The sequence below is a fragment of the Ochrobactrum sp. S1502_03 genome (assembly GCF_044435015.1).
In the GTDB taxonomy this organism is placed as follows: domain Bacteria; phylum Pseudomonadota; class Alphaproteobacteria; order Rhizobiales; family Rhizobiaceae; genus Brucella; species Brucella chromiisoli.
In genome coordinates this window covers 1-4117 of sequence record NZ_JAYEXN010000072.1, presented here as the reverse complement: position 1 = coordinate 4117, position 4117 = coordinate 1, and the positions used below count along the sequence as shown (strand labels likewise).

Here is a 4117-nt window from a genome sequence, read left to right as displayed (position 1 = left end):
CATCCGCACGCCCGGATTCCGTCCGTGTGAAAGAGTTAAGCCTGTAACCAAACATCAAAGACCCGAATCTGTCTATTATCGGCTTCATGCACCAACGCCCTTTACTGAACAGGAACTCGACCGTATCGCCATTGCTGTCGATGGCGCGATACAGATAAAGCCACTCGCCTTTGACCCTTATGTAGGTCTCATCAAGGTCCATTTTCGTGTGGCCTGACGCTTTCTCTGATTGAACCGCTCCAGCAGCATGGGGCTGAAATGCAAAACCCAGCGATGCACCGTCGAATGATCCACGGCAATGCCGCGCTCGGCCATCATTTCCTTCAGATTGCGAAGGCTCAAATTGTAAGCCAGATACCATCGAACACAAAGGAGGATGACGGATTTGTCGAAGTGGCGACCTTTGAACATCGATTATACTCTGCTGACGTAAAGCCGAAAGGTTACTCAGCCGTCCTTGACGAAACGTTTGCAACAGATCCATAGGAAGACTTCAGACTTTAGCAGATCACAGGAATCGAAATTGCAAATTTACTCGCTAACGATTGCTCTAAGAATTTCGACTAACTGCCGGGTTTGCTCAGGTCCGTTTTCTATATGGTGAATAACAATTTCCATCGGGTCGACAGTCGGTAAACCCGCACTTGCAGGTACAATTTTATGTGCGGGTTGCGCCACGCGCGTGGGGAGTAGGCTGACGCCCAGCCCTTCCGTGACCGCACTTTGAACGCTTGCGAGACTGGAACTCGTGAAAACAACACGCCATGCCCTGCCGATACTGTCGAGCGATTTCATCATGTCACTGCGATAAAGCCCGTTGGGCGGGAAAGCGACCAGCGGCAGAGGATCGGTTTCTGACACCGGATAATTCGCACTTTCCAGCCATGACAGCGGTTCTGGCCAGTGCATGGCGCCAACCGTTTCTCCGCATTTCTGTTTGATCATCACAAGATCGAACTCGCCGATTTCAAATCCTTTCTGCAACTCGCGGCTTAGACCGCTTGTTACCTCAAGCTTCATATTAGGATGAACGCGCAGAAAGGCTGCAAGCGCTGGCGTGACTAACTTGGCCGCAAAATCTTCTGCTAGACCAAGCCGAAATATCGCAGTCATGGCATTGCCTGTCATGGCTGCGACCGCTTCATCGTGGAGACGCAGCATACGCCGTGCATAACCGAGGAGCTTTTCGCCTGCATCGGTTGGCCGTACATCATTTCTCGCACGCTCCAGTAGAGATTGCCCAGCGGCTTCTTCTAAGCGCAAAATTTTCTGGCTTATAGTTGATTGGGTCGAATGCAATTGTTGGGCCGCAGCAGTGAAACTGCGACTGTCTATAACAGCAACAAAGGCACGCAACAGATCGAGACTAAACACATTATTCACTTATTGAATGAAGGCCAGTTGAACATTTAATTTTCAAATATGCCTTATCATGACTATTTTAACAATAAGTAAGGAGCACAGCCAATGTCTAAAACACTCTTCAGTTTGAGCACCATAGCATTAATTGCAGGGACGATAATCATGCCCCAACCAACATTGTCTGAAAATAACGCCATAGCGCAAGTACAAGCGACTCTTATTGAAGCCGCATCCTCCGGCAATCTCTCTGCTGTCAATCAGGCGATCAAGGCAGGCGCTGATCTCGAAACTCGTGGCAAAAGGGGCGAAACCGCTCTTCTTGCAGCCACCCATGCCAATCATGTCGATGTTGCGCGTACACTTATTGAGGCTGGCGCCGATGTGAATTCTAAGGATTCTATCAACGATAGTCCTTATCTATATGCGGGCGCGCGAGGCCATCTCGAAATCCTCAAGCTCACCCTTTCCCATGGTGCCGATCTCAAAAGCACCAATCGCTATGGCGGCACCGCAATAATACCCGCTTCTGAACGTGGACATGTTGAAACCGTTAGAACATTGATTGAAGCGGGCACGGATGTCGATCACGTCAACAATCTTGGCTGGACCGCTTTGCTGGAAGCAATCATTCTCGGTGATGGCGGGCAGCGCCATATCGATATTGTGAAATTGCTCATTGATGGTGGCGCAGATGTTAATTTAGCCGATAAAGACGGCGTTACGCCGTTACAACATGCCCGTCAGCGCGGCTTTGCGCCGATGGTTGCAATGTTAGAGAAGGCGGGCGGCAAGTGAGTAAGGATCAGGATTTTTTGCAAAAAGCGATTGCCCTTGCTTATGACAATGTCGAACTGGGCGGTCGTCCGTTCGGCGCTGTCGTCGTAAAAGACAACAAGATCATCGCAATCGGTGTCAATCGCATGCAAGCCGATTGCGATCCGACAGCACATGCGGAGCTTCTGGCATTGCGTGCCGCAGGCAAGGTTTTGCAGTCACCCCGACTGGATGATTGCAGCGTATATGCAAGCGGACAGCCCTGCCCCATGTGTTTTGCTGCCATGCGAATGTCTGGTATTAATAAAATCATGTTTGCCTATTCCAACGAACAAGCTGAACCGTTTGGCCTTTCAACAGCGCAAATTGCGAATGAACTGATGAAACCGGTCGGAAAACAAACCGGCATTCATTTTGAACATTGTTCACCAGACGACCCAGAGAGAAATTCAGCGCTATATCGGTGCTGGCAGGAAAAGCAGAAATAGAAAACTGGCGTCATCATGCACACCAAGCAAACCAGTGTCGGCTCTCAGGTCAACCCCATTGCATTTATTGTTCTCATTGTCCTGATTGGCCTTAATCTTAGGCCATTTTTGACAGCGCCCGGACCCGTTCTTACCGATATCGTTTCAGATACCGGCATGGGTTTTGGTGCGCTGTCTTTGCTAACATTTCTGCCAATGCTGCTCATGGGCCTTGGCGCGTTTATCGCACCACGCATTCAGGCAGCCTTCGGCACACGTCGCAGCATGTTAGCAGCGCTTGGCATTCTTTCGGCAGGTTCTGCTCTGCGTGGTTTTGTCCCGGATGGATTTTCTCTGGTGCTTACAGCTGCGATGTGCGGCGCGAGTGTTGCAATGATACAGGCACTAATGCCCGGCTTGATCAAAGCAAACTTCCCGGCAAGTATTGCAACGATTACAGGCCTTTACTCGGCGATGATTATGGGTGGCGGTGCACTCGGCGCTCGCCTCACACCTTGGCTTGCAGGTTCTGACCATAACTGGCGTTTTGCGCTTGCAGCCCTGGCAATTCCAGCGCTACTGGCACTTTTCACAGCAACTCCCATTCTTCGGGAAACAGTATCTCCCAGTTTAAATTCTGGCATAGACATAACTGGGAAGCTTTTGTATCGTCCGCGCACCTGGGTGCTTATGATCGCTTTCGGCCTCGTGAATGCAGGCTATTCTTCCATGGTTGCGTGGCTGGCACCTTACTATCAATCATTGGGCATGACGGCTGCCGCAACGGGAAACCTGATCGCGATCATGGCGATCGCGCAGGCACTTTCAGCCTTTGGCCTTCCTTTGCTCGCACGCAAGAGTGTGGATCGTCGACCATGGCTTGTGCTTACATTGGTGATGCAGGCAATCGGCTTTGCAGGACTTGCCTTTATACCGCAGCTTTCACCCTTCTTCTGGTCCGCCATTTGTGGTGCAGGTCTTGGTGGCAGTTTCGCACTAGCCTTGATCACGTCACTTGATCACCTGACAAAACCGAAGGAAGCAGGTGCACTCGCTGCCATGATGCAGGGGGGAGGTTTTCTTATCGCAGCGCTCGGACCCGTTGTAACCGCGTTTCTGCATAGTCTGACCAGCACGTTCGCATCGGGCTGGATCCTGCATCTAGTTCTGGTTGCAAGCATCTGCCCACTATATATAAGCTTCAATCCTCGCCACTATGCGCGTGTAATGAACCTCTCAGGTCAATTGGAGAAGCGACTACAACCTTAATCCCCCACATACGAGAGGCACTTCTCTGGAGTGCCCCCGTTTCACCGGACAGATCGGCTAGTTTGATTTAGCCCTGATGAACTGCCGAGGGGAAGCCATCTTGAGCGCGGAATGAGGGGCACTGTTACGTTAACCTGAGCAAGTCGGCAATTTTGTCTATGACGCTGAAATTATGCAGCTTTCAGGCATGCGATTTCACGCCACATGTTTGTGGCGGTCTGACGCAGCTCGCGATGGTCTGCTGA

At 51.0% G+C, this 4117-nt stretch carries 4 protein-coding genes and 1 pseudogene; 3 read left to right on the top strand and 2 right to left on the bottom strand.

The window, feature by feature from the left end:
- Nucleotides 1-94: 94 nt before the first annotated feature.
- Both VBH83_RS19180 and VBH83_RS19175 read right to left on the bottom strand, forming a co-directional pair.
- A pseudogene (locus VBH83_RS19180) lies at nt 95-411 on the bottom strand (IS6 family transposase); the annotation flags it as partial.
- Between the two features lie 120 nt (nt 412-531).
- A complete protein-coding gene (locus VBH83_RS19175) occupies nt 532-1374 on the bottom strand; it encodes a LysR substrate-binding domain-containing protein (protein ID WP_396999073.1) in 843 nt (280 codons plus the stop codon).
- 150 nt (nt 1375-1524) lie between these two features.
- Between VBH83_RS19175 and VBH83_RS19170 the strand changes: the two genes are divergently transcribed.
- From VBH83_RS19170 to VBH83_RS19160, 3 genes are read left to right on the top strand one after another with little or no spacing between them, the layout of a single operon-like run.
- Nucleotides 1525-2157, top strand: coding sequence for an ankyrin repeat domain-containing protein (locus VBH83_RS19170; RefSeq protein ID WP_396999072.1), 633 nt, complete (start codon nt 1525-1527; stop codon nt 2155-2157).
- Nucleotides 2154-2624: a nucleoside deaminase gene (locus VBH83_RS19165; protein WP_396999071.1), complete on the top strand. Its 471-nt coding sequence runs from the start codon at nt 2154-2156 to the stop codon at nt 2622-2624. The genes VBH83_RS19170 and VBH83_RS19165 overlap by 4 nt, the downstream gene beginning before the upstream one ends.
- Nucleotides 2625-2639: 15 nt before the next feature.
- Nucleotides 2640-3872: a cyanate transporter gene (locus VBH83_RS19160; protein WP_396999070.1), complete on the top strand. Its 1233-nt coding sequence runs from the start codon at nt 2640-2642 to the stop codon at nt 3870-3872.
- Nucleotides 3873-4117: the final 245 nt, after the last annotated feature.

What these genes read in the sequence shown, in the direction of transcription:
- VBH83_RS19170 (WP_396999072.1), top strand. Translation starts at nt 1,525, where the DNA reads ATGCCCCAACCAACATTGTCTGAAAATAACGCCATAGCGCAAGTACAA.
- VBH83_RS19160 (WP_396999070.1), top strand. Translation starts at nt 2,640, where the DNA reads ATGCACACCAAGCAAACCAGTGTCGGCTCTCAGGTCAACCCCATTGCA.